Annotated in this window: 33 protein-coding genes; 9 read left to right on the plus strand and 24 right to left on the minus strand. The window is 67.5% G+C overall.

All coding sequences use genetic code 11. From position 1 onward, the window contains the following. Positions 1-148 precede the first annotated feature (148 nt). Together ACZ75I_RS04745 and ACZ75I_RS04750 are read left to right on the plus strand one after the other, a co-directional pair. The gene (locus tag ACZ75I_RS04745; protein WP_472958763.1) at positions 149-361 is read left to right on the plus strand and encodes a DUF4287 domain-containing protein; all 213 of its coding nucleotides are present in this window, start codon (positions 149-151) and stop codon (positions 359-361) included. A gap of 112 nt (positions 362-473) precedes the next feature. Further along, positions 474-1,181 (plus strand): YitT family protein, encoded by a 708-nt coding sequence (locus ACZ75I_RS04750; RefSeq protein ID WP_005415543.1) that lies wholly within the window; start codon positions 474-476, stop codon positions 1,179-1,181. A gap of 59 nt (positions 1,182-1,240) precedes the next feature. Here the strand turns inward: ACZ75I_RS04750 and ACZ75I_RS04755 are convergent, their stop codons facing one another. Continuing rightward, positions 1,241-1,786 carry a DNA-3-methyladenine glycosylase I gene (locus ACZ75I_RS04755; RefSeq protein ID WP_061479781.1) on the minus strand — a complete coding sequence of 182 codons (546 nt, stop codon included), beginning with the start codon at positions 1,784-1,786 and terminating at the stop codon, positions 1,241-1,243. Continuing rightward, positions 1,783-3,576, minus strand: coding sequence for a DUF4153 domain-containing protein (locus ACZ75I_RS04760; protein ID WP_472958764.1), 1,794 nt, complete (start codon positions 3,574-3,576; stop codon positions 1,783-1,785). Before ACZ75I_RS04760 ends, ACZ75I_RS04755 begins: the two co-directional genes overlap by 4 nt. A gap of 91 nt (positions 3,577-3,667) precedes the next feature. Here ACZ75I_RS04760 and ACZ75I_RS04765 point away from each other — a divergent pair, with 91 nt between their 5' ends. From ACZ75I_RS04765 to ACZ75I_RS04780, 4 genes are all read left to right on the plus strand, one after another. After that, entirely contained in the window at positions 3,668-4,234 is a 567-nt protein-coding gene (locus tag ACZ75I_RS04765; RefSeq protein WP_058979385.1) for a YqgE/AlgH family protein, read from the plus strand. Beyond that, positions 4,227-4,721 carry a Holliday junction resolvase RuvX gene (gene ruvX, locus ACZ75I_RS04770; protein ID WP_180869462.1) on the plus strand — a complete coding sequence of 165 codons (495 nt, stop codon included), beginning with the start codon at positions 4,227-4,229 and terminating at the stop codon, positions 4,719-4,721. Before ACZ75I_RS04765 ends, ruvX begins: the two co-directional genes overlap by 8 nt. A gap of 16 nt (positions 4,722-4,737) precedes the next feature. Beyond that, the gene (locus tag ACZ75I_RS04775) at positions 4,738-5,688 is read left to right on the plus strand and encodes an aspartate carbamoyltransferase catalytic subunit (RefSeq protein ID WP_072168199.1); all 951 of its coding nucleotides are present in this window, start codon (positions 4,738-4,740) and stop codon (positions 5,686-5,688) included. Positions 5,689-5,984: 296 nt separating this feature from the next. Continuing rightward, positions 5,985-6,476, plus strand: coding sequence for an REP-associated tyrosine transposase (locus ACZ75I_RS04780; RefSeq protein ID WP_472958765.1), 492 nt, complete (start codon positions 5,985-5,987; stop codon positions 6,474-6,476). 153 nt (positions 6,477-6,629) lie between these two features. On the opposite strand, the gene ACZ75I_RS04785 is transcribed toward ACZ75I_RS04780, so the two are convergent. The 16 genes from ACZ75I_RS04785 to ACZ75I_RS04860 form a co-directional block, all read right to left on the minus strand. After that, positions 6,630-7,427, minus strand: a complete 798-nt coding sequence (locus ACZ75I_RS04785) for a carboxylesterase family protein (RefSeq protein WP_346476603.1) — start codon at positions 7,425-7,427, stop codon at positions 6,630-6,632. A 71-nt stretch (positions 7,428-7,498) separates the two neighbouring features. Next, complete coding sequence (locus ACZ75I_RS04790; protein ID WP_061479786.1) at positions 7,499-7,765, minus strand: hypothetical protein; 267 nt, start codon at positions 7,763-7,765, stop codon at positions 7,499-7,501. 105 nt (positions 7,766-7,870) lie between these two features. Then, positions 7,871-9,232 (minus strand): magnesium transporter, encoded by a 1,362-nt coding sequence (mgtE, locus tag ACZ75I_RS04795; RefSeq protein ID WP_061479787.1) that lies wholly within the window; start codon positions 9,230-9,232, stop codon positions 7,871-7,873. Positions 9,233-9,358: 126 nt separating this feature from the next. Beyond that, positions 9,359-11,128: a phosphoenolpyruvate--protein phosphotransferase gene (gene ptsP, locus ACZ75I_RS04800; RefSeq protein WP_061479788.1), complete on the minus strand. Its 1,770-nt coding sequence runs from the start codon at positions 11,126-11,128 to the stop codon at positions 9,359-9,361. Between the two features lie 2 nt (positions 11,129-11,130). After that, the gene (locus ACZ75I_RS04805; protein ID WP_005408385.1) at positions 11,131-11,400 is read right to left on the minus strand and encodes an HPr family phosphocarrier protein; all 270 of its coding nucleotides are present in this window, start codon (positions 11,398-11,400) and stop codon (positions 11,131-11,133) included. Then, entirely contained in the window at positions 11,393-11,785 is a 393-nt protein-coding gene (locus ACZ75I_RS04810) for a PTS sugar transporter subunit IIA (protein ID WP_019659454.1), read from the minus strand. Before ACZ75I_RS04810 ends, ACZ75I_RS04805 begins: the two co-directional genes overlap by 8 nt. Positions 11,786-12,045: 260 nt before the next feature. Beyond that, complete coding sequence (gene rapZ / locus ACZ75I_RS04815; protein WP_005415554.1) at positions 12,046-12,930, minus strand: RNase adapter RapZ; 885 nt, start codon at positions 12,928-12,930, stop codon at positions 12,046-12,048. Positions 12,931-12,957: 27 nt separating this feature from the next. Next, positions 12,958-13,908, minus strand: a complete 951-nt coding sequence (hprK, locus tag ACZ75I_RS04820) for an HPr(Ser) kinase/phosphatase (RefSeq protein WP_005408388.1) — start codon at positions 13,906-13,908, stop codon at positions 12,958-12,960. Continuing rightward, on the minus strand, positions 13,905-14,357 hold the full coding sequence (locus ACZ75I_RS04825; RefSeq protein ID WP_061479789.1) for a PTS sugar transporter subunit IIA: 453 nt from the start codon (positions 14,355-14,357) through the stop codon (positions 13,905-13,907). Before ACZ75I_RS04825 ends, hprK begins: the two co-directional genes overlap by 4 nt. Positions 14,358-14,378: 21 nt before the next feature. Continuing rightward, the gene (gene hpf, locus ACZ75I_RS04830; RefSeq protein ID WP_005415556.1) at positions 14,379-14,696 is read right to left on the minus strand and encodes a ribosome hibernation-promoting factor, HPF/YfiA family; all 318 of its coding nucleotides are present in this window, start codon (positions 14,694-14,696) and stop codon (positions 14,379-14,381) included. Positions 14,697-14,754: 58 nt separating this feature from the next. After that, entirely contained in the window at positions 14,755-16,176 is a 1,422-nt protein-coding gene (locus ACZ75I_RS04835) for an RNA polymerase factor sigma-54 (RefSeq protein ID WP_154350342.1), read from the minus strand. A gap of 40 nt (positions 16,177-16,216) precedes the next feature. Beyond that, positions 16,217-16,936, minus strand: a complete 720-nt coding sequence (gene lptB, locus ACZ75I_RS04840; protein ID WP_472958766.1) for an LPS export ABC transporter ATP-binding protein — start codon at positions 16,934-16,936, stop codon at positions 16,217-16,219. Next, the gene (gene lptA / locus ACZ75I_RS04845; protein ID WP_346476604.1) at positions 16,936-17,502 is read right to left on the minus strand and encodes a lipopolysaccharide transport periplasmic protein LptA; all 567 of its coding nucleotides are present in this window, start codon (positions 17,500-17,502) and stop codon (positions 16,936-16,938) included. Before lptA ends, lptB begins: the two co-directional genes overlap by 1 nt. Positions 17,503-17,603: 101 nt before the next feature. Continuing rightward, on the minus strand, positions 17,604-18,179 hold the full coding sequence (gene lptC / locus ACZ75I_RS04850; RefSeq protein ID WP_005415560.1) for an LPS export ABC transporter periplasmic protein LptC: 576 nt from the start codon (positions 18,177-18,179) through the stop codon (positions 17,604-17,606). Further along, entirely contained in the window at positions 18,176-18,724 is a 549-nt protein-coding gene (locus ACZ75I_RS04855; RefSeq protein WP_049415164.1) for a KdsC family phosphatase, read from the minus strand. The genes lptC and ACZ75I_RS04855 overlap by 4 nt, the downstream gene beginning before the upstream one ends. Before the next feature lie 66 nt (positions 18,725-18,790). Next, positions 18,791-19,792: a KpsF/GutQ family sugar-phosphate isomerase gene (locus tag ACZ75I_RS04860; protein WP_061479792.1), complete on the minus strand. Its 1,002-nt coding sequence runs from the start codon at positions 19,790-19,792 to the stop codon at positions 18,791-18,793. Between the two features lie 54 nt (positions 19,793-19,846). Here ACZ75I_RS04860 and ACZ75I_RS04865 point away from each other — a divergent pair, with 54 nt between their 5' ends. The 3 genes from ACZ75I_RS04865 to ACZ75I_RS04875 are packed head-to-tail and all read left to right on the plus strand — an operon-like array spanning position 19,847 to position 21,684. Next, entirely contained in the window at positions 19,847-20,077 is a 231-nt protein-coding gene (locus tag ACZ75I_RS04865; protein WP_005408396.1) for a BolA family protein, read from the plus strand. 21 nt (positions 20,078-20,098) lie between these two features. Continuing rightward, positions 20,099-21,370 carry a UDP-N-acetylglucosamine 1-carboxyvinyltransferase gene (murA, locus tag ACZ75I_RS04870; protein WP_134968817.1) on the plus strand — a complete coding sequence of 424 codons (1,272 nt, stop codon included), beginning with the start codon at positions 20,099-20,101 and terminating at the stop codon, positions 21,368-21,370. Next, complete coding sequence (locus ACZ75I_RS04875) at positions 21,367-21,684, plus strand: hypothetical protein (RefSeq protein WP_032957609.1); 318 nt, start codon at positions 21,367-21,369, stop codon at positions 21,682-21,684. The genes murA and ACZ75I_RS04875 overlap by 4 nt, the downstream gene beginning before the upstream one ends. Positions 21,685-21,798: 114 nt before the next feature. Here the strand turns inward: ACZ75I_RS04875 and ACZ75I_RS04880 are convergent, their stop codons facing one another. From ACZ75I_RS04880 to ACZ75I_RS04905, 6 genes are all read right to left on the minus strand, one after another. After that, positions 21,799-22,482 carry a DUF3108 domain-containing protein gene (locus ACZ75I_RS04880; RefSeq protein ID WP_005415565.1) on the minus strand — a complete coding sequence of 228 codons (684 nt, stop codon included), beginning with the start codon at positions 22,480-22,482 and terminating at the stop codon, positions 21,799-21,801. A 2-nt stretch (positions 22,483-22,484) separates the two neighbouring features. After that, positions 22,485-23,306, minus strand: a complete 822-nt coding sequence (locus ACZ75I_RS04885; RefSeq protein WP_061480740.1) for a DUF3108 domain-containing protein — start codon at positions 23,304-23,306, stop codon at positions 22,485-22,487. A gap of 68 nt (positions 23,307-23,374) precedes the next feature. Next, on the minus strand, positions 23,375-24,034 hold the full coding sequence (gene purN, locus ACZ75I_RS04890) for a phosphoribosylglycinamide formyltransferase (RefSeq protein WP_472958767.1): 660 nt from the start codon (positions 24,032-24,034) through the stop codon (positions 23,375-23,377). Further along, entirely contained in the window at positions 24,034-24,693 is a 660-nt protein-coding gene (locus ACZ75I_RS04895; RefSeq protein ID WP_235647438.1) for a DUF2238 domain-containing protein, read from the minus strand. The genes purN and ACZ75I_RS04895 overlap by 1 nt, the downstream gene beginning before the upstream one ends. Positions 24,694-24,731: 38 nt before the next feature. Further along, entirely contained in the window at positions 24,732-25,154 is a 423-nt protein-coding gene (locus tag ACZ75I_RS04900) for a hypothetical protein (protein ID WP_111190420.1), read from the minus strand. Beyond that, positions 25,151-25,639: a hypothetical protein gene (locus tag ACZ75I_RS04905; protein ID WP_061480736.1), complete on the minus strand. Its 489-nt coding sequence runs from the start codon at positions 25,637-25,639 to the stop codon at positions 25,151-25,153. The genes ACZ75I_RS04900 and ACZ75I_RS04905 overlap by 4 nt, the downstream gene beginning before the upstream one ends. Positions 25,640-25,649: the final 10 nt, after the last annotated feature.

Consider the following 25,649-nt stretch of genomic DNA (forward strand, 5'->3'; position numbering starts at 1 on the left):
CCCGCCTTCGACAGTTTCCCGCGAGCTGTTGGAACGGCATTCTGCTTTGGTGGGTGCCGACCGTTGGTCGGCACCGGGTCAAACGTGTGGGTATGTCGATTTCAGGGACTGTGGTTCGTCGAATGAATGACTTCAACGGGAGCTGCAGATGAGCACTGACGCCAAGCCGAAAGGCCCGGCCTCGTATTTCCCCTCCATCGAGAAGACCTACGGGCAGCCGGTGGCGCACTGGTTTGGGCTGCTGGCGGGGAAGAAGGGCCTGAAACACATGGAACTGGTCAGCTTCCTGAAAAGTGAGCACGGCTTGGGCCATGGCCACGCCAACGCGCTGGTGGCATACCACCTGGCCGGAAAGGGGTAACCAGCGGCCGGCGGAGGGCAGGGTAGGACGCATTCAGCTGAACGATTTCATCTGCAACTGTCATGCGGATCGTGTCTAATAGCGCTCCCCACCTGCTGTTCCCCCCACCCGCATGTCCCTTCCCTCCCATGGCCCCGCGCCGTGCGACGACGCTGACGGCCACCTGGTCACCGCCGGTCCGCTGACCCCGCCGCCCGACAGCGCCGGCACCACCGCCGACGACAAAGCGCTGCGTCACTCGATCGCCGAGGACGTGCAGGGCATGGTGCTGGCCACGATGGTGGCCTCGCTGGGCCTGGCCATCTTCGCCAAGGGCGGGCTGATGATCGGCGGCATGGCGGGCATGGCCTTCCTGCTGCACTACGCGATGGGCTGGAACTTCGGCCTGGTGTTCGTGCTGGTCAACCTGCCGTTCTACTGGGTGGCGCTGCGGCGCATGGGCTGGGAATTCACCCTGAAGACCTTCGCCGCGGTCACCGCCTGTGGCGTGCTGACCGACCTGCTGCCGCGCTGGATCGACTTCTCGCACATCAACCCGCTTTACTCGGCGATCGTCGGCGGTGCGTTGTCCGGCCTGGGCATCCTCTTTTTCATCCGCCACCGTGCAAGCCTTGGTGGCATCGGCATTCTGGCGGTGTACCTGCAGCGCACCCGTGGCTGGAGCGCGGGCAAGGTGCAGATGTCCTACGACGCCTGCCTGATGGTGGCCGCGTTCTTCGTGTTGTCGCCATCGAAGGTGCTGTACTCGGCCATCGGCGCGGTGGTGCTCAGCCTCGTGCTGATGTTCAACCACCGCCCCGGCCGCTACATGGGCGTGTGACGTTCAACGGTGTTGCCGGCCAGCGGCCGGCACTACCGGCACCCACGCGCGGAGATCCATCAGCGGGCGGCGGCCTTCAACCACGGCGGTGACAGCATCAGCAGCCGCGAATGCACCGGGCAATCCTCGGCGTGCGCACCGGGCAGGTAGCCCAGGCTCATCAGGAATTCGCCGGTGATCTCGCCGCCGGTGAAGCGGAACGTCTTCTTGAACAGCTTCACCCAGTCGGCCTTGCTGCGCGGGTGGTGCGCATCCAGCCACGCCGCGAAGCTGCCATGGCTGGCCCGCAGCTGCTGGATCACCTGCGCGTTGTGGATCGCCGCCAGCACCTTCAGCCGGTTGCGGATGATGCCCGCGTCCGACAGCAGGCGCTCGATGTCCTGCTCGGCATACGCCGCCACGCGGTCGACATCGAAGCCGTCGTAGGCCGCGCGGAAGCCCTCGCGCTTCTTCAGGATCGTTTCCCAGCTCAGGCCGGCCTGGTTGATTTCCAGCACCAGTCGCTCGAACAGCTCGCGCTCGTCACGCTGCGGGAAGCCGTACTCGTTGGCGTGGTAATAGTCGTGCACCGGATGGCCCGGGGCGATGAGGCAGTAGCCGCTCATGGGGAAGGCTCGTTGGAATCGGATTCGGATTCGGGATCGATGGCCACCGCAGGGTGCCCGCCGATGGACAGCATCGGCCAGCGCGGTGGAATGAGCGTGAGTCTGCCGTCACGCAGGGCCTGGTTGATCGTCTCGGCCTGGCCGCTGACGGTGCCGAACAGCGCACCGGCCCGGCGCCACTGCGAATCCTTGCCACGTGCGTACAGTACGCAGTCCGGTCCACGGTGGGTGTTCAGCTCGCACAGCAGCACCTCGCCGGTACCATCGCCGTCCAGGTCGCGATGCACGATCAGGCAGTCGCGCTCGCTCTGGGCGCAGGATTCGCCATTGATCGATCGGGTGGCCAGAGCTTTCCACCAGTCGCCCGGTGGCGAACTGGATCCCTTGGCCAGCTTCAGCACGCGCTGAAGCGCGGCGACGTCCTGCGGCCCCTTATCGAGGCGATGGCCGTCGTCCCAGCGTGAGGTGCGTGCCAGTGCTGCAGCGATCACCTGTGGCGCGTTGGCATCAGCGGTGATGGCCGGATCGCGCTGCAGTTCGCGCAGCGCCTGCACGCCACGGCGCCCCAGATCGAAGCGCAGCACGTTGACGTCGCTGCTGGTGATCGCCGGCGGGTCCGCGCGCAGCCGCTCCAGTTGGCTGGACAGGGTCAGCCGCACCGGGTCCAGCAGGGGCGAGTTGCCCAGCAGGGCCAGTGCCAGCACCGCCCAGCACATCCAGCGGTTGACCGGCTCCAGCATCTGCAGCCAGCGGCGCTGCCGGCGCAGCACCGCCAGCGCGTAGCCCACGGCATAGCCGGCCGTGGCCAATGCGACGAGTACCGCCCAGAAGCGATCCAGGGTCCAGCCGTACTGCGCCACGCGCAGGCCCAATGCATACAGTGCCAGCGCGGCGTAAACCGGCAGTGTCAGCAGGCTGGCTTCGACCAGCCTGCGCAGCACCAGAGGGTAGGAGACACTGTCTTCCCCCTGCTGGTAGACCGCATTGGTGAACGTCACCAGCAGCAGCGACACCACCACCAGCAGGCTGGCGGCCGAACGGGTCTTCCACAGCGGTTCCAGCCCGGTAAGCGGCAGGCTCAGCACGAACAATACGGCGATGAACGACAGCAGCGGCAGCAGCCCGCGGCAGATCGCGAACAGCACCTGGCGGGTGATCTGGATCGCGCGGTGCTGGGTGCGCCCGATCAGCACGCCGAACCCGGCCAGGCTGCCGGTGGCCAGCGCGATGAAAGCGTCCTGCCGGAACAGGTCGCGGAAGACATTCACGTCCAGCAGTTGGAACAGCGCTGCCCACAGCCACAGCAGCAGCCAGGTCAGCCCGGTGAACAGCGCCGCCAGGGCCAGGGTCAAACCGTTCTGCCAGGCGTGCTCGAACAACTCGGGGTAGCTGGCGCGCCAGTGCCCATGCTGCAGCTGGAACTGCCACCAGGGCAGGGCCACGAACACCGCCACGCCCATGCCCAGGGTCAACGGAAACTGCAGCGCGCCCGATTCCAGTGCGGTTTCGCCATTGAGGTTCCAGCCGATCCAGCCGGCCAGCGCCAGCACCACCGTCGAGCCAAGCACGGCCTGCAGCCACAGGCGGCGCTGGCCCAGCTCGACCAGGCTCAGCGCCACCGCGCTGGGAATGGCCAGCACCCAGGCGTACCAGCAGTAGCGCCAGCCGATATCGCGGAAGGGCCAGGCATCGGACAGCTCCTGCGCGGCGTACAGCATCAGGCCCTGCAGCAGGGCGATCAGGACGATGGCGCTGCGTGCCGGCAGGGTCAGGGGCGATGAAGATGGCATCAATGACCTTCCGTGGCAAAGCACCATCCTAGCCCATCGCGGTTCCGCGCCATCGCGCGACCATCCCGCCCCCAGCAGGTAGAATGGGCCCATGCCTGTAATGCCGACCTCCCTTGCCGATCACCTGCTCGTCGCGCTGCCGTCGCTGCTCGACGCGACCTTTGCCCGCAGCGTCGCGCTGATCTGCCAGCACGACGAGAACGGGGCGATGGGCGTGCTGGTCAACCAGCCTTCCGAATACACGCTGGGTGAAGTGCTTGCGCAGATGGACATCACCACCGGTGATGGCGAGCTGCAGGCGCGCATGGTGCTCAATGGCGGTCCGGTGCATCCCGAACGCGGCTTCGTCATCCACGACGACGCGCGCGCGTGGGATTCCAGCCTGACCGTGGGCGACGGCCTGTACCTGACCACCTCGCGCGACATCCTCGAAGCGATGGCGCGTGGCGAAGGCCCGGCCAATGCGGTGGTCACCCTCGGCTGTGCCGGTTGGGGCGCAGGGCAGCTGGAAAGCGAGCTGTCCGAGAACAGCTGGCTGACCGTGCCGGCCGATGCCGAGCTGGTGTTCCAGCTGCCGCTGGAGCAGCGCTGGCAGGGAGCGGCTTCGCGCATCGGCGTGGACCTGTTCCGGCTGACCGACTACAGCGGCCATGTCTGAGCCCATCATGCCCGCCCCGGTTCCTGCTGCGCCGGCCATCCGTCGCGACGGCACGGTCCTGGGTTTTGATGTTGGCTCGCGGCGCATCGGCGTGGCCATCGGCAGTGCTTTCGCCGCGCATGCGCGCGCGGTGGCGGTGGTCGATGTGCACGGCAACGGCCCGGACTGGACCGCGATCGAACGCCTGCTCAAGGAATGGAAGCCCGACGGCCTGGTGGTCGGCGACCCGCTGACCCTGGACGGCCAGGACCAGCCCAACCGCAAGCGTGCGCAGGGCTTTGCCCGCCAGCTGCGGGAACGCTTCAAGCTGCCGGTGGTGATGATCGACGAGCGTTCCAGCTCGGTCGAGGCGGCCCGCCGTTTCGCCGTCGAGCGCGCCGAAGGGCGCAAGCGTCGCCGTGATGCGGCTGCCCTCGACGCCGTGGCCGCGGCGGTGATCATCGACCGCTGGCTGTCGTCCCCCGACGACGCCACCCCCATTCCCTGACTGCACGACTCCCGCCATGACTGCCCAGCAAATCGATGCCTCCGGACGCCTGCGCCACCTGCTGACCCTGGAGGGCCTGCCGCGCGAAACCCTGCTGCAGTTGCTCGATCGGGCAGGGCAGATCCGCGACGCCGCAGTCGGCCGTGTCGGCAACAAGCGCCACGTGCTGGCTGGTTCGGCGGTGTGCACGCTGTTCTTCGAGCCGTCCACGCGCACCCGCAGCTCGTTCCAGCTGGCCGCGCAGCGCCTCGGGGCCGATGTGCTGAACTTCGATGCCTCGACCTCGTCCACGCGCAAGGGCGAAACCGCCTGCGACACGCTGCGCAACCTGGAAGCAATGGGCGTGCGCGGCTTCGTGGTGCGCCATCCCGATGACGGCGCCGTGGCCGCGCTGGCCGAGGCGGCGGGCGAGGGCACCGCGTTGATCAATGCCGGCGACGGCCGCAGCGCGCACCCGACCCAGGGCCTGCTCGACATGCTGACCCTGCGCCAGGCCAAGGGCCCGGATTTCTCGAAGTTGAAGGTGGTGATCGTCGGCGACGTGAAACACTCGCGCGTGGCGCGCACCGACCTGCATGCACTGCGCACGCTGGGCGTGGGCGAGATCCGCGTGTGTGGCCCGCAGTCGCTGCTGCCGGACGACGAGACCCTGAAGGGTTGCGTGGTCGGCGATGATTTCGACGCGATGCTGGAAGGCGTCGACGCGCTAATGATGCTGCGCCTGCAGCGCGAGCGCATGGAAGAAGGCCTGGTGCCGTCGCTGGAGCAGTACCACGCGCAGTACGGCCTGACCCGCGCGCGCCTGGCGCGTGCCGGCAAGGACGCTGCGGTACTGCACCCGGGCCCGATCAACCGCGGCGTGGAAGTGACCGACGACGTGGCCGATGGCCCGCAATCGTGGGTGCTGCGCCAGGTCGCCAACGGCGTCGCCGTGCGCATGGCCGTGCTGGAAACCTTGCTGGGCTGACCACTTTGGTGGGTGCCGACCGTTGGTCGGCACGGCTGATCTGTCCTCATCCGACCCGGTGGGTACCGACCGTTGGTCGGCACGGCTGATCTGTCCTTATCCGACCCGGTGGGTGCGGACCGTTGGTCGGCACGGCTGATCTGTTCTCAGCCGATCCGGTGGGTGCCGACCGTTGGTCGGCACTGAACCATCAGTGCGGTGAAGTGCGGGCCTGGCCATTGAATGGTTCCGGGCCTACCTGTACTGACGTGGTTGCCCGATAGAAGAGGGATACCGGCAGGCGCACGCTTGGGCCCATGAACCGCGCACGCCTACGCCTTGGCCGCCATTCCCGGATCGGGCAATCCTACATCCTGACCACCGTCACCCAGGAACGTCGACGCTACTTCGATGATGCCACTGCGGTACAGGAGGTGATGGATGTGTTCCGTCGCATTGATGATGATGGCCTGACGCGCTCACTTGCCTATGTGGTCATGCCGGACCACATCCATTGGCTTGTGGAGATCCGTGCGTTCTCGCTGGACTACATCATGCAACGCTTCAAATCGAGCAGTGCATTGCGGATCAACCGCACGCTGGGCAAGACAGGACCATTTTGGCAATCGAGCTATCACGATCACGCCATTCGTTCTGAAGAATCACTGTTTCGCCATGCGATGTACATCGTCGCCAACCCGGTCAGGGCGAACTTGGCGAGCTGCGTGGCAGAGTATCCGTATGCCTGGTGCCGATGGGAGATCGATGGGAGGTACCAAGCAATGGATTACCCCGAAGCGGAGAGATAGTGCCGACCAACGGTCGGCACCCACCAATACCCAAGCCGGCCAACGGTCGGCACCCACCAATACCCGAGCCGACCAACGGTCGGCACCCACCAATACCCAAGCTGACCAACGGTTGGCATCCACCCACAGGTGTTTCCCAGCAGAAGCTATGGCTCAGCGCTTCTGCGCGAACAGCCATGCCCACATTGCCGGGTCGGCGTAGGTGGCGTCCCAGGCATTGTGGTTGCCTTCGGGGTATTCGGTGTAGCGCACGTCACGCGCGTTGGCGTTCTGGAATGCGGCGTGCAGCCGGCGGTCGTCATCCGGCGGCACCACGTCATCCAGCGCACCATGGAAGATCCAGATCGGTGTGTGCCGAAGCCGCTTGGCGATCACGGCATACGGATCGGATTCCTGGGCCACCTGTTCGACGAACAGGGTCGGACGCACCGCACGCGGCGCCAGCACTGCGCCGCATACCGGCACGATCGCGGCGAAGCGCCCGGGTTGATCCAGCGCGATGTTCCAGCTGCCATAGCCGCCCATCGACATCCCGGTCAGGTACTGCCGCGAGGGATCGGCACCGAACTCGGCGATGGTGGCGTCCAGGGCGGCCAGCGCAACGCGGTTGTTGCGCCCGCTCCATTCCTGGCGGCCCGGCACCTGCGGGAATACGGCCAACGCGGGGAAGTCGGCCGCGTGCCTGCGCAGGTGCGGCCCCAGCCCGGCATGGGTCTGCTTGACGCCGTCGCCGCCACGCTCGCCGGATCCATGCAGGAACAGCACCACCGGCAGCGCGCCAGGCGTGCGCGCCGCGGTTGCCGGAATGAACACCTGGTAATAGGCGGTACGGCCATCCACTTTCACCGCACGCGATTCGAAGCGGCCACGTGCGCTTTCCGGGTGCGAGGCGCAGCCGGCCATCATCAGGATCGCCAGCATCGGCAGCCAGCGCATCATCGTACGGACCATCGACGTTCCCGGAGCGGTGGGTTCAGTCGCATCCTAGTCCGCCGCAGGTCAACGCGGCATCATGCGCCGCATCACTGCGGGCGCGGGAAGCTGGCGATGATGTCCAGCTGTTCCTGGGCTTCGGCATTGCCGCTGGCGGCGGCGGCCTGCACCTGCGCCATGTCCGGGTGCAGGACCACCAGCAACGGGTTTTCGCAGACCGGGCAGTCGTACTCGGTGGCGTCCTCGTCCAGCTCCATCTCCATGGCACGCGAGCTGCCCTTCCATTCGCAGGCTGGGCAGGTGTGCTGCTGGTCGCGCCAGCCGGGCTGGAAATAGTTTTCGATCGTGGTGGCCATGAGGGTCCAGTTGGAATCGGGTCAGAGCCCCGCGCTGCGGGGATCCGACCCTGGGTCTTGGTGTGGGTCGGAGCTCCGCGTTGCGGGGATCCGGTCCGGCAGGGATCAGTGCAGCAGCACCAGCGTGGCCAGGCCGAGGAAGGTGAAGAAGCCCATCGAGTCGGTCACGGCAGTCAGGAAGATGCCACTGGCCAGCGCCGGGTCGAAGCCGAAGCGTTTCAGGGTCAGCGGCACCAGCACGCCGGCCAGTGCCGCGAACAGCAGATTGCAGGTCAGCGCGATGGCGATCACCGCCGACAGTCCGGGCGAGTGGAACCAGAGCAGCACGATCAGCCCCAGTATCGAGCCGAGCAGCAGGCCGTTGAGCGCGGCCACCCGCACTTCCTTCCACAGCAGCGTGCGCGCGTTGGAGGCGCCCACCTGGCCCAACGCCAGGCCACGCACCATCAGCGCCAGCACCTGGGTGCCGGCATTGCCGCCCAGCCCGGCCACGATCGGCATCAGCACCGCCAGCGCCACCAGCTTGTCAATCGTGCCCTCGAAGTGGCCGACCACGCTGGAGGCCAGGAAGGCCGTGCACAGGTTGATCGACAGCCACATCAGGCGGCGGCGCATGGCGCGCCAGACCGGGCTGAACAGGTCCTCGTCCTCGTCCAGGCCGGCGGCGCCCAGCGCCTGGTGCTCGGCCTGGCCGCGGATGATGTCGACCACGTCATCGATGGTGATGCGGCCAACGAGGATGTTGTTCTCGTCCACTACCGGTGCAGAGATCCAGTCATGGTCGGAGAACTGCCGTGCCACTTCCTGGTCGCTCTCGCCGACGTCGATGGCCGGCTGCTCGTCGTCGATCAGGCGGTTGATCGGGGTGGTGTCCTCGTGGGTCACCAGTGCCGCCAGCGACACCCGGCCGAGATATTGGTGCCGCCGGCTGACCACGAACAGGTGGTCGGTGTGGTCCGGCAATTCGCCGCGCAGGCGCAGGTAGCGCAGCACGACGTCGACGTTGACGTCGGCGCGCACGGTCACCACGTCCGGGTTCATCAGGCGGCCGGCGCTGTCCTCGGGATAGGACAGCACCTGTTCCAGCCGCTCGCGGTTCTCGCGGTCCATCGACTTGAGGACTTCATCGATGACCGTATCCGGCAGGTCTTCGACCAGGTCGGCCAGATCGTCGATGTCCAGGTCTTCGACCGCGGCGATGATCTCGTCCGGGTCCATGTCCGCGAGCAGGCTTTCGCGCACGTCCTCGCCGACGTGGACCAGCACCTCGCCGTCGTCTTCAGGATCGACCAGGCCCCACACCACCTCGCGCTTGCCCGGCGGCAGCGATTCAAGCAGGTTGCCGATCTCGGCCGGGGCCAGGGTGTTGACCAGGCGACGTACCGGGCCCAGCCGGCCGCTGTCCAGTGCATCGGACAGCATCCGCAGTTGGCGCGCAGTCTTGTCGTGGCGTACAGCTTCAGCCATCGCAGCTCCCGCGGGATAAGAAAAGCCGCGATCCCGGCAAGGATGCGGCAACAGGGGTGTTCAGCGCGTCATTATCGCAAGGCGATGTTTCAGCGCATAGCCGCCGGATGGCACCACCCTAGGCGCTCAGGCCGTTTCCGCCACCAGCGCCAGCCAGCGTTCGATGGCGCGGCGGTCGCGCGCGGCCAGCAGCTTCGGCGCGCGCGCGCGCAGCACGGACAGGTCGGCTTCGCGTATCGCACGGCGTACCTCCAGCAACGTACCGGGGTGCAGGCTGAACTCGCTCAGGCCCAGCGCCAGCAGCAGCGGGGTCATCCGGGCATCACCGGCCATCTCGCCGCAGACCGCCACCGGGACGCGGTGGCGCGCGCCGGTCTCGATCACCATCTGCAGCAGCCGCAGCACGGCCGGGTGCAGCGGTGAATACAACTCGCCCAGCGCCTCGTTGTTGCGGTCGGCAGCCAGCAGGTACTGCACCAGATCGTTGGTGCCGATCGACAGGAAATCGACCAGGTCGATGAAGCTCTCCAGCGCCAGCGCAGCGGCGGGGACTTCGATCATCGCGCCCAGCGGTACATGGTCGGACACCATGTGGCCTTCGCCGCGCAGCTGTTCGGTCAGTTTGAGCATGCGCCGGCGCACGGCCAGCAGCTCCTCGCGGGTGCTGACCATCGGCACCAGCACGCGCAGCTTGCCGTACGCAGACGCGCGCAGGATCGCGCGCAGCTGGGTGTCGGCCACCTTCGGCCGTGCCAGCGACAGGCGCACCCCGCGCAGGCCGAGTGCAGGGTTCTCTTCGTTGCTCAGGGTCAGGCCGGTACGGTCGGCCTTGTCCGCGCCCAGGTCCAGCGTGCGTATGGTGACCGGCCGCCCGCTCATGCCCAGCGCGGCATCGCGGTAGGTCTGGAACTGCTCTTCTTCGTCCGGCAGCTCATTGCGCTGCAGGAACAGGAATTCGGTGCGGTACAGGCCGAGCCCCTGTGCGCCCAGTGCATGCGCCTGGGTCACGTCTTCCAGCGATTCGGCATTGGCCAGCAGGGCAATGTCGACCTGGTCGCGGGTACGACTGGGCTTGCTGCGCAGGCGGCCGAGCTCGCGCTGCTCGCGCGCGTGCTCCTTCAGCCGGACGCGGTAGTCCCGCAGGTTGTCGGCCTGCGGGTTGACGGTGATGCTGCCGTCGGCGCCATCGATGATCAGCACATCGCCATCGGCGATGCGGCTGAGCAGCTGCGGCACGTTGACGATCAGGGGCAGGTGCAGGCTGCGCGCCAGGATCGCGCTGTGCGACAGCGCGCTGCCGGCGGCAGTGACGATGCCGACCACGCCCTGTGCCTGCAGCTGCGCCAGCTCGGAGGGGGCGATGTTGTCGCAGACCAGGATCTCGCCGGCCAGGCCTTTCACCGCCGACGGCCGTTCGGGTTGCAGGAAGGCGTGGATGCGCCCGATCACATGGTCGAGATCGTCCATGCGGCTCTTCAGATAGGCATCGTCCATGCCATCGAAGACCTTGGCCAGGCGGTCGCGCTGCAGGCGCAAGGCATAGCCGGCGCTGTACGGGCCGCTGCGGATCAGCTCGTCCAGGCCGTGCAGCAGCTCGGGGTCGTCCAGCAGCAGCGCGTGCAGGTCGAGGAACTCGCCCACTTCCTGGTTCAGGGCGCCATGCAGGCGCTGGCGCAGCTCGTGCATTTCCGTACGCGCGGCATCCAGCGCCCGGTGCAGGCGCGCCAGTTCGGCCTCGACCTGGTGGGCGGCCACGCGCTGCTCGGCCACCTCCAGCGCATGCGGCAGCCGCACGCGTGCCCGGCCCATCGCCGTTCCGCGCGCGGCGCCGTGGCCGGCCAGCAGCTGTACCGGCCGTTGGCCGGAAAGGACCTGGCTGGCGCGTGCGCGCGGCACGCTCAGCTGTCCTCGTCGAAGCGGCGTTCGAACAGGCCGACCACCGCTTCCATCGCGGCGGCTTCGTCCTCGCCGTTGATGCGCACGGTGACCGGGGTGCCCTGGCCGGCGGCCAGCAGCATCACGCCCATGATGCTCTTGGCGTTGATCTCACGGCCCTTGGCGGCCATGGTCACGTTGCAGCGGAACGGCGCCAGGGTCTGCACCAGCTTGGCGGTGGCCCGGGCATGCAGGCCCAGGCGGTTGCTGACGGTGAGTTCTCGTTCAAGCATCGTCGACTATCGCTCCATTACGGGTACCCGCCGCGGCTGTGGCGGGCAGTTGATCCAGTCCCTGTTCCGGATAATTCATCACCCGCAGCAACATCGGCAGGCTCAGCGCTGACACTCGGCGAACCGGGGTCCCCAGCCGGGCCAGCTGCCCGGCAAGGTTGGCGGGGCTGGCGCCGTACAGGTCGGTCAGGATCAGCACGCCATCCCCTGCATCGACCCGCCGCAGGGCGGCCGAGGCGAGCGGGAGCAGGGCGTCCAGGTCTGCGTCGAACGGTACTTCGAAAGCTTCGGTTTTCAGCGGCAATTGCCGCAGGAGCCGGGTCGCCACCTCAAGCAGGGCGGGCCCGACCCCCGGATGTGTTACGAGGAGAATGCCACAGGTCATTACTGCACGTTAACAGGTCAAGGTGAATTGGCGATAGCAGCAGATGAGGGGCACTGTGTCCCGTATTCAGCGTTGCTCGGGTCCGGGCCCTTTCCTGTTGAAAAGGGGGCCGCCCCTTTCCGTTTTTTCGATGCCTGACCGAGATTCATCCACGGCGTGTCCTGCAGCCCACATCGCCCCGCATCCCTCGAAATGCAGGCGTTTGACGTTGCCGTTGCCTTGGCCTCGGTGGGTGCCGGGCGCAGCCCGGCCGACCACCCTCAATCCTGTTCGCGGTGGTAGGTGGCCACGTCCTGCCAGCCCATCTCGCGGGCGTGCCGGGCCATGCGCTCGGCCAGGAACACCGAGCGGTGCTTGCCTCCGGTGCAGCCGAACGCCACGGTCACGTAGCTGCGGGTGCCATCCCCCAGTTTCGGCAGCCAGGTATCCAGGAAATCCATCAGCTGGGCCAGGTAACGCTGCACGTCGGGCTGTGCTTCCAGATAGTCGCGCACGCCCGGCTCGCGGCCGCTCAGCGCGCGCAGGTCCGGGTCCCAGTGTGGATTGGGCAGCACCCGCGCATCGAACACGAAGTCCGCCTCGGCCGGTACGCCGCGCTTGTAGGCGAATGATTCGAACAGCAGCGACAGGCCGGTGGCATGGTCCATTGCGAACTCGGTGATGATCCGCCGCCGCAGCTGGTGCACGTTGAGGGTACTGGTATCGATCACCGCATCGGCCTCGCGGCGCAACGGTGCGGTCAGTTCGCGCTCGCGGGCGATCGCTTCGGGCAGCGACAGGCCCAGCTGGCTCAGCGGATGGCGACGGCGGGTGTCGGCGTAGCGCTTGAGCACCGTTTCGTCGCTGGCCTCGAAGAACAGTACCTTCACTTCCACGCCGGCGTCGGTGGCCAGCTGCCGCCAGTCGCCCAGCTGGCTCAGGTCGGCCTGGCCGCGGACATCGATGCCTACGGCCAGGCGGCGCGGTGCGCTGCCGTCGTGGTTGGCCAGCAGGCTGCGCACGAAGTCCGGCAGCAGGTGGATCGGCAGGTTGTCCGAGCAGTAGTAGTCCTGGTCCTCGAAGGTCTTCAGGGCGACGGATTTACCCGAGCCGGACAGGCCGCTGACGATGATCAGGGTCGGGGCGGTGGGGATTGCGGTGCTCATGGACAGGCTCTTCGAGGGGCAGGAGGATCAGGGTGTTCGCCGTTCCAGCAGGTTGCTGTGGCGGGCGATGAACATGGCCGCCGGGTCAATGCCCTTGGTGCGCAGGATGTGCAGGCGGGTGGCGGCTTCGGTCAGCACGGCCAGGTTGCGGCCGGGCATCACCGGCAGGGTGATCAGCGGAACGTCCAGGTCCAGCACATGGCGGGTGCCCGAGTCGCCGGTCAGACGCTCGTAGCCATGCGGGGTGGGTTCGGTCATCGGCTTGGTCAGGTGGACGATCAGCCGAAGGTACTTGTTCTTCTTTACAGCCGTGTCGCCGAACATCTCGCGCACGTTCAGCACGCCCAGGCCGCGCACTTCCAGCAGGTCCTGCAGCAGTTCGGGGCAGGTGCCGTCGAGTACATCCGGGGCGATCTGGGTGAACTCGGGGGCGTCGTCGGCGACCAGGCGGTGACCACGGCTGAGCAGCTCCAGCGCCAGCTCGCTCTTGCCCGACCCGGCCTCGCCGGTGATCAGCACGCCAATGGAATAGATCTCCATGAACACGCCGTGCAGGATCACCCTCGGTGCGAGCGTGCGCGCCAGGTGGTAGGACAGGTGGTTGAGCAGTTCGTGGCCGCGCTTGGGCGACAACCACAGCGGCGTGCCGGATTCATCGGCGGCGGCGCGCAGGTCTTCCGGGCAGGCCTGGTTGCGGGTCAGCACCAGCGCAAGCGGGTGCGACTGCATGATCTTTTCGATGGTCTCCCAGCGCTGGCGCGGTTCCAGCGCATCCAGCCAGGACAGTTCCTCGGTGCCCAGGATCTGCACCTTGTTGGGATAGATGGCGTTGAGGTAGCCGGCCAGCGAGGGACGCCGCGAGACGGTATTGCCGGCCTCCAGCTCGCGCTTCTCACCGGATTTGCCTGCGGCCCAGCGCAGCCCCAGCCGCTCGCGCTGCTGTTCGAACAGTTCACGGGCGGTGATGCTGGTATTCATGCGGCGCTCGCAGGTGGGGTCATGTCCAGCGCCTCGCGCAGGGCCCGGGCATCGCCGGCCTCACGCAGGGCCTGGCGGATATCCGGCGCGGAAAACAGCTCGGCCAGCTCGGACAGCAGCATCAGGTGCTGGTGGGTGTAGTGGGCCGGGACGGCCATCGCGAACACCAGGTCCACCGGCTCATCGCCGCCGAAGTCGACCGGGGCCGCCAGGCGCAGCAGGGCGCCACGGGGGCGGTCCAGGGTCGGCGCGCGGCCGTGGGGGATGGCGATACCGTGGCCGATCGCGGTGCTGCCCAGGGCTTCGCGCTGGCACAGGTTCAGATAGATCTGTTCGGCATTGGCCTGGCGGCAGGCCAGCAACCCGGCGGCGGCCTGCAGGACGCTGTCGCGGTCGGTGGCCGCGCAGAGCTGGGTCTGCACGGCCGCCAGGAGGTCAGTCAGGGGCATGTCTGCGGGGAACGGTGGCGATCAGCCACCATTGTCGCCCACCGGCAGCGGTGCGTGCTGCTGTTTTTTCTCCTTGTGCTTGATGACCAGGCGGTCAAGCTTGTCCGCAAGCAGGTCGATCGCGGCATACATGGTCTGGCCGCCGGCCTCGGCGTGCAGGGTCTGCCCCGGGATGTTGAGGCTGGCGTCGACGTGGTGTTCGGTCTTCTGCAGCTTGAGGGTCACCCGCGCTTCGCAGTGCTGGTCGAAGTGTTTTCCGATCCGGGCCAGCTTCTCCTCCACATAGGACTGCAGGGCCGGGGTGACTTCGACGTCTTTGCCAAACGTTTCGATGCGCATCGGGTTTCTCCTGTGTTCGGATGTGCCAATGAACCTCTCCGCCGGGCGCGGCGGTGCGTCAAGCGATTCTGACCCTTTCGTGCGAGGCGGAGATGTTCATGGCTTCACGATACTTCGCCACGGTGCGTCGCGCTACTGGAATTCCCGACGATTTGAGCAGGTCAGCCAGCTTGGCGTCAGAAAGCGGCTTGCGCGGATTTTCGTCGTCGATCAGGCGCCGGATCATCGCCTGGATGGCGGTGCTGGACGCCTCGCCACCGCCTTCGGTATCGATGCCCGAGGCGAAGAAGGCACGCAGCGGCAGCGTGCCGCGCGGCGTGCGCACATGCTTGCGGGCGATCGCGCGCGACACCGTCGACTCGTGCAGGCCCAGTTCGGTGGCGATCTCGCGCAGGGTCAGCGGACGCAGCGCCTGTTCGCCGAACTCGAGGAAACCGGCCTGCTGCAGGATCAGGCTGCGCACCACCCGCAGCAGGGTTTCGCCGCGCTGCTGCAGGCCCTTCAGCAGCCAGCGCGCCTCCTGCAGCTGGCCACGCAGGTAGCCGGCGTCGGCCTCGCCACAGCGGCGGATCAGCTGTTCGTAGCCACGGTGGATCACCACCTTCGGCCCGGCATGGGCGGCCAGCGCCGCGCGCCAGATGCCGTTCTGCCGCCACACCACCACGTCGGGCACCACGTAGGTATCCTGCGAAAGCGGCGCGATCTGGGTCCCTGGACGCGGGTCCAGCGAGCGCAGCAGGGCGACCGCCGTCTCGACCTCATCCAGCGGCTGTTTCAGTTCATGGGCCAGACCGGCGACGCCACTGCGTGGCAGCCGTTCCAGCGGGCCTGCGGCAATCTGCCGCGCCAGCGCCAGGCCCGCGGTGTCGCCAGGCAACACATCCAGCTGCAGCTGCAGGCATTCGCCGAGCGTGCGCGCGGCAACGCCGACCGGGTCGAAGCGCTGGATGCGATGCAGCACCGCAAGGATTTCATCCTCATCGGCATGGACCGACGGCAGCAGGGTTTCGGCGATGGTGGCCAGCGGTTCGCGCAGGTAACCGTCGTCGTCCAACGCATCGATCAGCGCAGCGCCGATGCTGCGGTCATGCATGGAAAGATGCGAAAGGTGCAGCTGCCACAGCAGGTGGTCGGCCAGCGTCTCGGTTTCGGCCACGCGCTCGGCGGCGCTGCCGGCGTCATCATCATCGTCGAAGCTGCCGCCACTGCCGGCAGCGCTCCAGTCGAGCTCGGCCGGTGCCCAGTCGTCGCCATTGTCGGTGCGTTCGGCCGGCGTGTCGGCGTCCGTGTTGTCGCCGCCTTCATTGGCGGCACTGCTGTCGTTGCTGTCGGCCCAGTCCAGCAGCGGATTGCTTTCCACGGCCTGGGCGATTTCAAGCTCCAGCTCGGTCGTGGACATCTGCAGCAGCTTGATCGCCTGCTGCAGCTGGGGGGTGAGCACCAGCTGCTGTCCCAACGATGTCTGCAGCCGAGTCTTCATGCCTGTGCCGAATGGAAGGAAAGGGACCCAGCACCTGCGGTCACAGCTTGAAGGAATCCCCAAGGTAGACGCGACGTACGTCAGCGTTGTCCAGGATCGCCTCCGGCGAGCCCTGGGCCAGCACGGTGCCCTCGGCGAGGATATACGCGCGGTCGCAGATTCCCAAGGTCTCGCGCACGTTGTGGTCGGTGATCAGCACGCCGATGCCACGCTGCTTGAGATGGGTGACGATGCGCTGGATTTCGCCCACCGAGATCGGGTCGACACCGGCAAACGGTTCGTCGAGCAGGATCAGGCGCGGCTGCGCGGCCAGTGCGCGGGCGATCTCGCAGCGACGACGTTCGCCACCGGACAGGCTGGCACCGAGCTGGTCGGCGACATGGCCCAGCTGCAGCTCGTCGAGCAGGCTGTTCAATTCGCGCTCGCGGCCGGCCGAATCCAGGTCTTCGCGCAGTTCAAGCACCAGGCGGAGGTTGTCGGCCACGGTCAGCTTGCGGAACACCGACGGCTCCTGCGGCAGGTAGCCCACGCCCTGCTTGGCACGGGTGTACATCGGGTCGCTGGTGATGTCCTTGCCGTCGAGCACGATGCTGCCTGCATCGGCGGCGACCAGGCCGACGATCATGTAGAAGCAGGTGGTCTTGCCGGCACCGTTGGGGCCGAGCAGGCCGACCACTTCACCGGCGTCGAGGGTCAGCCCGAATTCCTTGACGACTTCGCGCTGCTTGTAGCGCTTGCGCAGGCCCTTGGCGACGAGCATTACTTCTTGCTCCCCGCCGGCCTGGCCGGCGCGCTGGCAGGAGCCGCCGCCTTGGGTGCGGCGGCCGGCTGTGCCGCCGCGTTCTTGTTCTTCGGCGGAATGACAGTGCGCACGCGGCTGCCATCGCCACCGGAGTTCATCTCCCCGGTGCGGGTGTTGTAGACCATGCGCTGGCCGGCATTGGTGCCGCGCGCACTGGTGACCTTGTAGCTGCCGGTCAGGGTGATGATCTCGGTCTTGATGTCGTAGTCGATGCGATCGGCCGCCGCGTCCATCCAGGTGCCGTCGTCGAGCTGCTGCTTCATCGTGGCCTGCTTGCCGGTGAATACCGCACGCACGGCCTCGCCGTCCTTGAGGTAGATCTCCGCTTCGGACGCGCGGATGTCCAGCGTGCCCTGGGTAACGGTCACGCCCTGCGAGAGCACGGTCTTGCCATCGCCGGTGAGCACGCCCGACTGGGCGCCCGAGTCGATGTTCATGTTCTCGTTGCGGTCGGTGGACTTGGCAAAGCCAGCGCTGGGAACCAGGAGACCGAGCGCGAGTACGGCTGCAAAGGGAATCTTCATCGGGGTCCGTTCTACCGGTGGGGCCGTCCGGGAAACCGGCGGCGGGTGGGTGGGCCGCCTTCCTTGCGCCGGTCCGGGGACGTCGCAGGAGGGTGGCGGAATCAGCGTCGGGGCGTGTAACGGCCCTTGGACTGGCTGAGGAAATGATACGTGTTGTTCTTCGAATCCACCTCGAAGCCGACGCCGGACTGTTCCATGCCGGGACGGGTCATGGTGACCCGCGCATCGGTGCGGGCACGGTTTTCCTTCGGGAACACATCCAGGTGGTCGGTGCGGAACGTGGTCGGCACCACGCCCGGATCGGCCGGACTGTCGCCAGCGACATTGCCGCGCAGCTTCATCTCGTCGCCCTTGGCACTGAGCCAGCCGGTCTCGGCGCGCAGGGTCCAGTGCTTGCCATCCTTGTCCGGCATCTCGAACAGTGGGGTGGCGATGTTGATGGTCTGGTCGCCGCGCTGCCGTTCCAGCCGCGGTGCGCGCAGGGTGGTCGATTCCTTGCCCTGCTCATCCAGTGCGACGATCTGGAAGTCGTGCAGGATGTAGTCCACGCCGGCGTCCTGGCCGGCAGTGGCCGGGCCCTTGTCGCGGTTGCGCAGGGCGGCCCAGCTGCTGAGCAGGGCCGCCAGCAGCAGGCCGATGCCGAGCACGGTGCGCCAGTTCAGGGTGGGCAGGTTCATGCGCCGAACCTCGCCAGCACCGCGTCCACATGGCCCTGGGCGGCCAGCAGGATGTCGCACAGTTCACGGGCGGCGCCACGCCCGCCATCGGCGCGGGTCTGCCAGTGCACGCGCTCGGCGATCCACGGGTGGGCGTTGGCTGGCGCCACCGCCAGCCCGACCGCGCCCAGCGGCGCCAGGTCCGGCAGGTCGTCGCCCATGAAGGCCACCTGCTCCAGGCCGATGCCATGCTGCGCACACAGCGCCTGCACGCTGGCCAGCTTGTCGCCCACGGCGATCTGGGTGTCGATGCCGAGGTCGGCGCCGCGCTTGAGCGCGGACTGGCTGTTGCGCGCGGTGATCAGCACGGGGTGGATGCCGTGCTGCTGCAGCAGTTTCAGGCCCAGACCGTCCTGCACGAAGTACGCCTTGCTCTCGTTGCCGTCCTTGTCGTAGTACAGCCGACCGTCGGTGAGGGTACCGTCCACGTCGAAGCAGGCCAGGCGGACGCGGGCCGCAGCGGCATGCAGGTGGGCGGGGAACGCGGGCAGCGGGGACCAGGGCATCAGGCGATCAGGCTCGGTGGGGGCGTGTGGGGCATTACAGACTGAATGGGGTCTACGGACTGTCGGTTAAACCACCCGGGCCCGCAACAGGTCATGAATGTTCAGGGCGCCGACCGCACGGCCCTGGCCATCGACCACGATCAGGCCGTTGATTTTCTGGGTCTCCATCTGCCGCGCGGCCTCTACGGCCAGCTGGTCGGCACCGATGGTGCGCGGGTTGCGGGTCATCACATCGGCGATCTTCGCGGTGCGCACGTCCAGCGCGCTGTCCAGCGCCCGGCGCAGGTCGCCGTCGGTGAACAGGCCGATCAGCACGCCATCGGCGTCGACCACGGCGGTCATGCCGAGCCGCTTGCGGCTCATTTCCACCAGCGCCTCGCTGAGGCTGGCATCGGCGCTCACGCTGGGCAGGTCCTCGCCGGTGTGCATGACATCGGTGATGTGCAGCAGCAGGCGACGGCCGAGGCTGCCGGCCGGGTGCGAGCGGGCGAAGTCGTCGGCGGTGAAGCCGCGTGCGTCAAGCAGGGCTACAGCCAGCGCATCGCCCATCGCCAGCGAGGCGGTGGTGCTGGAGGTCGGCGCCAGCGCCAGCGGGCAGGCCTCGGCCGGCACGCTTACATCCAGGTGGATGTCGGCGGCGGTGGCCAGGCTCGACTGCGGGCGGCCGGTCATGGAAATCAGCACGTTGCCCTGGCGCTTGAGCACCGGCAGCAGCATCAGCACCTCATCGGACTCGCCCGAATAGGACAGGGCCAGCACCACGTCGGCTTCGGTGATCATGCCCAGGTCGCCGTGGCCGGCTTCGCCGGGATGCACGTAGAACGCCGGTGTGCCGGTGGAGGCCAGGGTGGCGGCGATCTTGCGGGCAATGTGGCCGGACTTGCCCATGCCGGTGGCGACCACCCGGCCGCGGCTGGCCAGGATCGCCTCGCAGGCCTGCTGGAAGGCCTCGCCAAGGCGGTCGGCGACGGCATCCAGCGCCTGCCGCTCGATCTCGAACACGCGGCGGCCACTGGCGACCAGGCCGGCAGGGTCGACGGAACGGGGGGGCAACAGGGATTCGGCCATGCGGACGCCACGCAGCGGAAGTAGAATGGAGGCACATTTTATTAGGAAAGCCCGTTGGACGCCGACACCATCCGCAATCTGATCGAAACCGGCCTGCCTGGCGCCCGCGCCGATGTGCAGGGCGATGATGGCGTGCATTTCGAAGCGACCGTGGTCTGCGAGGCCTTCGCCGGCAAGATGCCGCTGGCCCGCCACCGCATGGTCTATGCCACGCTGGGCGACCTGATGGGCGGCGCGATCCACGCGCTGGCACTGAAAACCGTGACCCCGGCCGAAGCCGGCTGAACCGCAGAAGATCCCGAATACATGGCCAAGATCGTTGTGACCGGCGGCGCTGCGCTGCACGGTGAAGTGAGCATCTCCGGCGCCAAGAACGCCGTCCTTCCCATCCTCTGCGCGACCCTGCTGGCCGACGAGCCGGTGGAGATCACCAACGTGCCGCACCTGCACGACGTGGTCACCACGGTGAAGCTGCTGGGCGAGCTGGGTGCCAAGGTCACCATCGACCAGGGCACGCTGTCGCGTGGCAGTGCGATCGTGGTCGACCCGCGTTCGGTCAACCAGCACGTTGCGCCGTACGAGCTGGTCAAGACCATGCGCGCCTCGATCCTGGTGCTGGGCCCGCTGCTGGCCCGCTTCGGTGCGGCCGAAGTGTCGCTGCCCGGCGGCTGCGCGATCGGTTCGCGTCCGGTCGACCAGCACATCAAGGGCCTGCAGGCGCTGGGTGCCGAGATCGTGGTCGAGAACGGCTTCATCAAGGCCAGCGCCAAGCGTCTGAAGGGCGGCCATTTCACCTTCGACATGGTCAGCGTCACCGGGACCGAGAATGTGCTGATGGGCGCGGTGCTGGCCGAAGGAACCACCGTCCTCGACAACTGCGCGATGGAACCGGAAGTGACCGATCTGGCGCATTGCCTGATCGCGCTGGGCGCGAAGATCGAAGGCCTGGGCACTGCCCGCCTGGTCATCGAAGGCGTCGAGCGCCTGTCCGGCGGTCGCCACGAAGTGCTGCCCGACCGCATCGAGACCGGCACCTTCCTGGTCGCTGCGGCGATGACCGGCGGCAAGGTCACGGTCAACCGTGCGCGCCCGAACACCATGGACGCGGTGCTGTCCAAGCTGGTCGAGGCCGGCGCGAAGATCGAGACCACCGACGACACCATCACCCTGGACATGCAGGGCAAGCGGCCGAAGGCGGTCAACCTGACCACCGCCCCGTACCCCGCATTCCCGACCGACATGCAGGCGCAGTTCATGGCGCTCAACTGCGTGGCCGACGGCGTCGGCGTGATCAACGAGACGATCTTCGAGAACCGTTTCATGCACGTCAACGAACTGCTGCGCCTGGGCGCGGACATCCAGGTCGAAGGCCACACCGCCATCGTGCGTGGCAGCGAGACCCTGAGCGGTGCGCCGGTAATGGCCACCGATCTGCGTGCCTCGGCCTCGCTGATCCTGGCCGGCCTGATGGCCAGCGGCGAGACCACCATCGACCGCATCTACCACCTTGATCGTGGCTACGAGAACATCGAAGAGAAGCTGTCTTCGCTCGGCGCCACCATCCGGCGCGTGCCATGATCCTGCGCGGCAAGTTCAGCCCGCGCCGCAAGGCGCTGCTGGCCCTGGTGCTGATCGTGCTGGCGTGGTTGGGCTATGCCTGGTACGCCAACATCGCCATCACCCAGGGCATCGAGCAGAAGGACATGGACTGGAACGGCGACGGCACGGTCTCGCGTGACGAGATCATCGAATCGTTCTACGCGGTCGCGGTGAACGACAGCCAGGACGGCAACCGCCATTGCCGCACCTTCGTCTGGCGCAGCACCGGCGAGCAGATCCGCGTGGACTGCCGCACCGAGTTCAAGCCGGCCGCGGCCGAGGAAAAGAAGTAAGAACAACGCCCGCGAAAGCGGGCGTTTTTCCCGGGGCGTCCATCCACGCATGGCGTGGATCTACTTCAGGTTTCCAGTAGATCCACGCCATGCGTGGATGACGTGGATCTCCGGTCAGTTCATCGCCTTGATGGTCAGGTCCAGCGCATCGCGGCCGCTCTCACGCTGCAGCATGCGCGCCGGCACCGGGAATTCCGGCACGATCCAGGCGATCAGCTCCTTGTTGCCGTCGGCACGCGAGACCTTGGTGGCCTCGTAGCTCTTGCCGCCCACGGTGATCGATTCCTTGCCGATCACGCGGTAGGTCATGTTCTTGATGCGGCCTTCGTCGACCATGCGATAGGTCAGCGGCTTGCCGGCGGCCAGGTCGCGGGCGATCGCCAGGTTGATCAGCAGCGCGTCCATGTCGCCCGTCTTCAACGCGATGGGGCCCGCACGGTCCGGCTTGATGTCGCCGGTCCAGGTGGCCTGGTTGCTGGTCCAGTTGTAGTTGGCCTGCACATTGCGCTTCTTCACCAGCAGTGCCGAACGGTCCTGGCTGCTGAGCGGGCGCAGCTGGCCGCGCACCTCTTCGAACACGGTGCTCTGGCTCAGGTCGGCCAGCTGGTTCTTCACCTGCAGCGTGTAGCGCCACTTGTTGGCTCCCTCGCTGCTCAGCGTCATGCTGCCATTGGCCTGCATGCCCATGTAGCTGGCCAGGTAATCGGCCTTGAATGGCTGCAGGGCCATGGCCGGCAGGCTGGCCACCGACAGTGCCGCTGCAGCGATCCAGGTGAGGGGGCGGGTCAGGGTGCTCATGCTCAGACTCCTTGGTATTCGATCAGGCGCAGATCGACGCGGTCTTCGCCGTCTTCGCGTTGCAGGATGCGCACCGGGGTGGGGACACCGTTGGCGATCCAGAGGATGGTTTCGTTGTTGCCGCCGTTGGTCCGGTAGACCCGCAGCGCGTTGTAGGACAGGTCGCCGACCTCGACATTCTCGGTCTGCGGCGCGGCCTGGTAGTCGTGCTGGCGGACCTTGCCCATGTCCACGTAGCGATAGTGCATGGTGGCGCCCGGGCGGGCATCACGCATGATCGCCAGATTGATCAGCAGCGCGCTCTGGTCGCCCGGCTGCAGCGGGATCGGTTGCGCACGTTCCTTCTTGACGTCGCCGCTCCACTGCGCGGTGCCGGCCTGCCAGTTGTACGTGCCGACCGCTTTCTTGCCCAGGAACAGGCCCTTGCGCACCGTGCTCTGGCTGAGCGGCGCATAGACGCCGCTGCGCTCTTCGAACACCGTGCTCTGCTCGATGTTCAGGCCCAGCACGCTGGCGAAGCCGCGGCGGCCGACCACCTGCATGTCCACCCGCCACTGGTTGCCGCCGGTGTGGGTGACCTGCATGCTGGCGTCGCCGGCCTCCTTGCCTTTGTAGAAGGCTTGGTAGGTCGCGGTGAACGGCTGCAGCGGCGGCGGCTCCCAGGCCAGCGCGGGGGGCATCGGCACGGCCGGTTCTGCGGGCGGCTGTACTACGGGCGCCGGCTGCGCAGGGGCCGCAGGCGCTTGCACCTGGCCCCAACCCACGCCGGGAAGCACGACAAGCGACAGCAGCAATGAAGTGGACAGCAGGGTCGTGGTCTTCATGGAGGACAGGAGCTGCAGGAGGGGGGCAGGATGCCAGCCCCGCAGTCAGCGGGGCGTGTGCGCGGGCGTTACCGGTTCAGGTTCCCGGCGGAATCTAGGGCCAGTGGGCTAAACAGGGGGTGACCGTCCAGGTGCGGCTGCCCCTCCCGTTCAGTCAGGCGGCCGGCGCACAGCAGCTGGAGGGTGGCGATCAGCAGGGGGTGCTCCACCTCCAGCACGCGCGCGGCCAGGCTGTCGGCGTCATCGCCGGGCATCACCGGCACCCGCGCCTGGGCCAGCACGGCGCCGGCATCCAGTTCGGGAACGACCAGATGCACGCTGGCCCCGTGCTCGGCATCGCCGGCGTGCAGCGCCCGCGCATGCGTATCCAGCCCTTTGTGCAGTGGCAGCAGGGAGGGGTGGATGTTGACCAGGCGGCCATTGAAGCGCTGCACGAAGGCGGCGCCGAGGATGCGCATGTAGCCGGCGCAGACGATCCAGTCCGGCGCGACCGCGGCCAGTGCATCGCCCAGGGCCTGCTCGTAGGCGGCGCGGTCGTCGAATTCCTTCGGCGCATGTGCCCAGCGCAGGCGTGCACCGACCCGTTGCAGCGCGGCGGCGGCTGGGCGGTCGGAGAACACGCCGACCACCTCGGCGGGCAGGCGGCCCGCTGCGATGGCATCGAGGATGGCCTGCAGATTGCTGCCGCGCCCAGAGGCGAGCACGGCGACGCGGGTGGGCGCGGTCATTACGGGGCACTCCGGCGGATCAACGGCCAGCTCAGCAGGCTGCCCACGGTCGCCAGCAGCATGTCGGCATGCGCGTCCCACATGTCGCCCTGCTGCCCGTTGTAGGCCTCGGCGGCGTCGGGCGAAAGGGCCAGTGCGATGGCCCACTCGAACCACTCGTAGACCAGGCTGGCGCACATCACTGCCATCACCGCCAGGGTAAAAGCCTGGCCGCGGCGCAGCGCAGGCCAGGCATGGCGTGCCAGCTGCAGCAGCGCAGGCGTGAAGCAGACGCCGAACAGGAAGTGGATAAGCCGGTCGAAATGATTACGCTGCCAGCCAAACGCCGCATTCGGCGACCAGCCGGTCAGCGCCTGCGCCCAGGCGTCGTAGGGCACGTTCGAGTACAGCCAGCGCGCAGCCACGCAGTGCAGTGCAATGAAGCCACAGATCGCGATGAAGGCGCCATTGCCCAGCCAGCCACCCCGGCGGTCGGCCCATAGCAGTGCGGCCAGCCCGATCACGGTCAGGGTGCTGTGCAGGGCCTGCTCGATGGGCCACAGCGGGTGGAGCCAGCTGATCGCGAATACCGCCAGCACGGCGGCGAAGGCCAGCTTCTTGGGGCCCGTGAAACGGGAAGCGGCAGGCGAGGCGGTCGTCGGGAGGGCAGGCGCGGACATGGGGAGTCGATCAGGGAAGGGGGCGTCTGCCGGCAAGCTCAGACGCTGAGATGGTCGCCGCGGTCGAACAGTGCGGCCATGTCAGGCTTGGACAGGAACACCCAGGCATAGGCGGTCAGGGCCATGCCCAGCGGGCCAGCCAGTACCGCCAGCCAGGCCGCGCGCTGGCACCAGGCCAGCCCGGTGCGGCGCGACAGCAGGCGCGCGGTGTGCAGCTGCACGACGCCAAGCGCGGCCGCCAACAGCGAAATGACCCCGTAGACCGTGGCCAGTACCGCGCCATCGCCCAGCCCGCGCGAGCTGGCGACCAGGCCGATGAAACCGAGGAACGCCAGCGCGGCCATCCAGTGGAAAACCGCCAGCGCGTAGAACAGCACCTTCAGCGTCTGCAGATGGCTGGCCAGCTGCAGCTGCGCCAGGGTCTGCTGCGGCAGCGGCGGTGGTGCGCCGGGTGTCGTCATGTCGTTGCACCACTTGCATCGAAGGCGGCCTTGACCTGCGGGCGCAGCAGCGTAACCAGGGTGAATACTCCCAGAACGGTGCCCAGCGGCGCGCACAGGCAGAGCAGGCCGGCCACGATCAGGCACAGCAGGTGGCGACGACGCTGGGCCAGGCAGCGTCCGGCCTGGATGACGAATGCGGCCATGCCCAGGCCACCGGCGACGAACACGGTCCCCAGCACCGTGAACACCCAGCCGAACAGGCGCTGTTCGGCCGGCGACGAGGGCTGGCCCCCGGAGTTCATCGGCAGATGGCCGCTCAGCGCACTGATGCCGAGCACGATGTACAGAATGAAAAACAGCGAGAGCAGCGCGATCAGGCCACCGAACACGTAGTGCGCGATGGACAGCGCGCGCAGGTGGTCAGCGTCCTGCCTGCTGAAGACCGGCACGGCCGCCAACGGCGGTGGTACCGGGGTGGGTGCCAGGGGGGGCGTTGCGTCCATGCGGGCTCCT

The organism is Stenotrophomonas sp. X, from assembly GCF_055721025.1.